The organism is Brevundimonas sp. UBA7534 (genome assembly GCF_002479325.1).
Taxonomy (GTDB): domain Bacteria; phylum Pseudomonadota; class Alphaproteobacteria; order Caulobacterales; family Caulobacteraceae; genus Brevundimonas.
The window spans coordinates 10,470-14,478 of sequence record NZ_DLMO01000075.1 but is presented as its reverse complement, the minus strand read 5'-3'; the positions used below and the strand labels follow the sequence as shown (position 1 = coordinate 14,478).

At 69.1% G+C, this 4,009-nt stretch carries 3 protein-coding genes; all 3 read right to left on the bottom strand.

Annotated elements, in window-relative coordinates; translation table 11 throughout:
- Window positions 1-87 precede the first annotated feature (87 nt).
- A complete protein-coding gene (gene ilvG, locus B2U11_RS05735) occupies window positions 88-1,800 on the bottom strand; it encodes an acetolactate synthase 2 catalytic subunit (protein WP_292070516.1) in 1,713 nt (570 codons plus the stop codon).
- A 22-nt stretch (window positions 1,801-1,822) separates the two neighbouring features.
- A complete protein-coding gene (gene ilvC / locus B2U11_RS05730) occupies window positions 1,823-2,836 on the bottom strand; it encodes a ketol-acid reductoisomerase (RefSeq protein ID WP_292070515.1) in 1,014 nt (337 codons plus the stop codon).
- 6 nt (window positions 2,837-2,842) lie between these two features.
- Window positions 2,843-4,009: dihydroxy-acid dehydratase (locus B2U11_RS05725; RefSeq protein WP_292070514.1), on the bottom strand; the 1,167-nt coding region annotated here is incomplete at its 5' end.

Sequence of the window (4,009 nt, the reverse complement as noted above, 5' to 3'; positions counted from 1 at the left end):
TGGAAGCCGCGGCGCTCCACCAGGCCGATGAGACGCTGAAGCGAACCGTCCGCACGGTCGATCTGGATGTGGATCGTGTCGCTCATCTCAGGAGCCCTCCATCATTTCGGCGTTGCTCTTGCCCGGCGGAACCAGCGGCCAGACATTGTCTCGGGGGTCGATGACCACATGGGCCAGGCAGGGACCGTCGGCGGCCAGCAGGCGCTGGACGCCGTCCGACACCTGATCGCGGCGATCGATGCGGAAGGCTTCGATGCCGAAGGCTTCGGCCACCTTCACGAAGTCCGGATTGTCGGACAGGTCGATCTCGGAATAGTTCTCGGCGAAGAACAGCTCCTGCCACTGGCGCACCAAGCCCAGGCTGGAGTTGTCGATCAGCACGATTTTCAGCGGCACGCCGTAGCGCTTCAGCGTCGCCAGCTCCTGGATGTTCATCATGAAGCCGCCGTCGCCGGCGATGGTCACGACGGTCGCGTCCGGGCGGGCCATCTTGGCGCCGATGCCGGCCGGCAGGCCGAAGCCCATCGCGCCCAGGCCGCCCGAGGTGATGTGGGCTTCCGGGCGGGCGAAGCGGCAGTGCTGGGCCGCCCACATCTGGTGCTGGCCCACGTCGCAGGCCGCGACGAAGGCGTCGCCGGCGGCTTCGGAGATTTCCTTCAGCAGGGCCGGGGCATAGACCCCCTCGCCCGGCGCATCGTAGCGGTGGGCGCCGGCCGCCGCGGCGCGGGCGCAATCGACCGTCCAGGGCTGGATGTCCAGGGCGGCGCCGGCGCGCATCCGCTGGGTCAGCGCCTCGACCCCCGCCTTCAGCTCGCCGACCACGGCGACATTGGCGGCGCGCAGCTTGCCGACCTCCGAGGCGTCGATGTCGAAGTGGACGACGCGGGCTTTGGGCGCGAACTCGGCCAGCTTGCCCGTCGCGCGGTCGTCGAAACGGGCGCCGACGACGATCAGCAGATCCGCCTCCTGGACCGCTTCGTTGGCGGCGCGCGTCCCGTGCATCCCCAGCATCCCCAGCATTCCGGGCGCGTCGGTGGGCACGGTGCCCAGGGCGTTCAGGGTCGAGACCTGCGGGATGTTGGTGGCGCGCACGAAATCGCGCACCGCCTGCGTCGCGCCGCCGATCTTCACCCCGCCGCCGATATAGACCAGCGGCTTCCTCGCGGCGCGGATCGCGGCCTCGGCGGCGGCGATCGCGTCGTGATCGACCGTCGGCGTCTCGTTGGGAATGTGAAAGCCGAAGTCGTCGCTCGTGGTGGCGAACTGGACGTCCTTGGGCAGGTCGACCAGGACAGGGCCCGGCCGGCCCGAAGCGGCGATGTGGAAGGCCTCTTCCACCGCGGCCGGCACCTCGGCGGCGTCGCGCACCAGGATCGAATGTTTCACGATCGGCAAGGTGACGCCCAGGATGTCGATCTCCTGGAAGGCGTCGGTGCCCATCACGCCCTGCGGCACGTTGCCGGTGATGCAGACCATGGGCACCGAATCCATCATCGCGTTGGCGATGCCGGTGATCAGGTTGGTGGCGCCCGGCCCCGAGGTCGCCATGCAGACGCCGACCCGGCCGCTCATGCGCGCATAGGCGTCGGCGGCGAAGGCGGCGCCCTGCTCGTGGCGGACCAGCACGTGCTTCAGCTTCGATCCGGCTAAGGCGTCATAGACGGGCATGATCGCCCCGCCCGGATAGCCGAACACGACCTCCACCCCCAGCCGCTCCAGGGTGGAGACCAGCAGCCGCGCCCCCGACTGGGGGGCGGCCTCGGCTTGGGGTTTCAGGGCGGGGGCGGTCATCGCGGTCATCCGAGGGAGCGGGCTTTGAAGATCAGGCCGCTTCGGCCTTGGGCGTGTTCAGCCAGGCCATGCGCTCGCGCAGGCGCGCGCCGACCTGCTCGATCTGGCTCTCGCGATCGGCCTTCAGCCAGGCTTCATATTGCGGCTTGCCGGCCTCGTTCTCGGCGATCCAGTTGCGCGCGAAGGTTCCGTCCTGGATTTCGTCCAGGATGGTCTTCATCCGGGCCTTGGTCTCTTCGGTCACGACGCGCGGGCCGCTGGCGACGGCGCCGTATTTGGCCGTCTCCGAGATGAAGTGGTGCATCTTCGAGATGCCGCCTTCGTAGAACAGGTCCACGATCAGCTTCAGCTCGTGCAGGCATTCGAAATAGGCGATCTCGGGCTGGTAGCCGGCCTCGACCAGGGTGTTGAACCCTTGCATGACCAGTTCCTTGGCGCCGCCGCACAGGACGGCCTGTTCTCCGAACAGATCGGTCTCGGTCTCTTCGCGGAAGGTGGTCTCCAGCAGACCGCCGGTCGCGCCGCCGTTGCCCTTGGCGTAGCCCATGGCCCGGTCGCGCGCCTTGCCGGTGACGTCCTTCTCGATGGCGAACAGCGAAGGCACGCCGCGGCCGCGCTGGAACTCGCGACGGACCAGGTCGCCCGGTCCCTTGGGCGCGACCAGGATCACGTCCATGTCGGGACGCGGGGTGATGCGCTCGTAGATGATCGAGAAGCCGTGGGCGAACAGCAGGGCCGAGCCTTCCTTGGCGTTCGGCTCGATGATGTCGCGATAGACCTCGCCCTGGACCATGTCGGGGGTCAGGATGGCGATGATGTCGGCGCCCTTGACGGCCTCGGCCGGTTCGGCGGTCGGGACACCGTCGGCGGTGGCGTGTTTCCAGCCCGTGCCGCCGTGACGGACGCCGACGACCACGTCATGGCCGCTGTCCTTCAGGTTCTGGGCGTGCGCCCGGCCCTGCGAGCCATAGCCGATGATGGCGATGCGCTGACCGGCGATGGCGCCCGGCTTGATGTCTTCGTTGGTGTAGATGGTGATGGCCATGAGAATTCAGGCGTCCTGAGCAGCAGCGGATTTGTGAGAGGCCGGGATTTGCGCCGGCGGCGGGTTGGGAATGGTGACCGCGCCCTGCGCGGCCGAGGCCACCGAGGCGCGGTACTTGGCGAAGACGCCTCGCGCCGGGCGGACCACGTGGGGCGTAAAGCCCGCCCGGCGCGTCGCCAGATCGATGTTGGCGTCGATCCGGCGGTTGGTGACGTCGATGGTGATGCGGTCACCATCGCGAATGAGGGCGATCGGGCCGCCCACGGCGGCCTCCGGCGAGACGTGGCCGGCGACGAAGCCGTAGCTGGCGCCCGAGAAGCGGCCGTCGGTCAGCAGGGCGACGTTGTCGATCTTGCGGCCCTTCAGGGCGGCGGTGACCTGCAGCATCTCGCGCATGCCGGGCCCGCCCTTGGGCCCTTCGTAGCGGATGATGATGACGTCGCCCTCGCCGACCGATCCGTCCTGAACCGCGTGGAAGGCGTCCTCCTCGCTGTCGAAGACGCAGGCGGGGCCTTCGAACTTGTCGACCTTATGGCCCGTCAGCTTGATGACAGCGCCCTCGGGGGCCACGTCGCCGTAGATGACGGCGAACGAGCCGCGCGCCATGACCGGGGCCTCGAAGTCGGTCACGACCTGCTGGCCCGGCGTCTCCTCGGCCTCGCTGGCCTCGACAAACAGGCTGCGGCCGCTAACGGTCGGCGTGTTGACGATCTTGCCGGCCTCGGCCAGCCGCTGGGCCACCAGCCGCGTGCCGCCCGCGGCGTACAGGTGCGAGGCCAGGAAGCGGCCGCCCGGCTTCAGGTCGCAGATGACCGGCGCCTCAACACAGGCCTGGTGGCAATCCTCGACGCCGAACTCGACGCCCGCCTCGGCGGCGATGGCGGTCAGGTGCATGACCGCATTGGTCGAACCGCCCGAGGCCGAGACCGCCACGGCCGCGTTCTTCAGGCTGGCCTTGGTGATGTATTTGCGCGCGGTGTCGCCGGCGAAGACCCGTTCGACGATCAGCCGGCCGCAGCGTTCGCCCTGCTCGCCCTTGGCCGGATCGACGGCCGGCACGTCGTTGGCGCCCATCGGCGAAATGCCCATGACCGACAGGGCCATGGCCATGGTGTTGGCGGTGAACTGGCCGCCGCAGGCGCCGGCGCCGGGGCAGACCGCGCTCTCGACCGC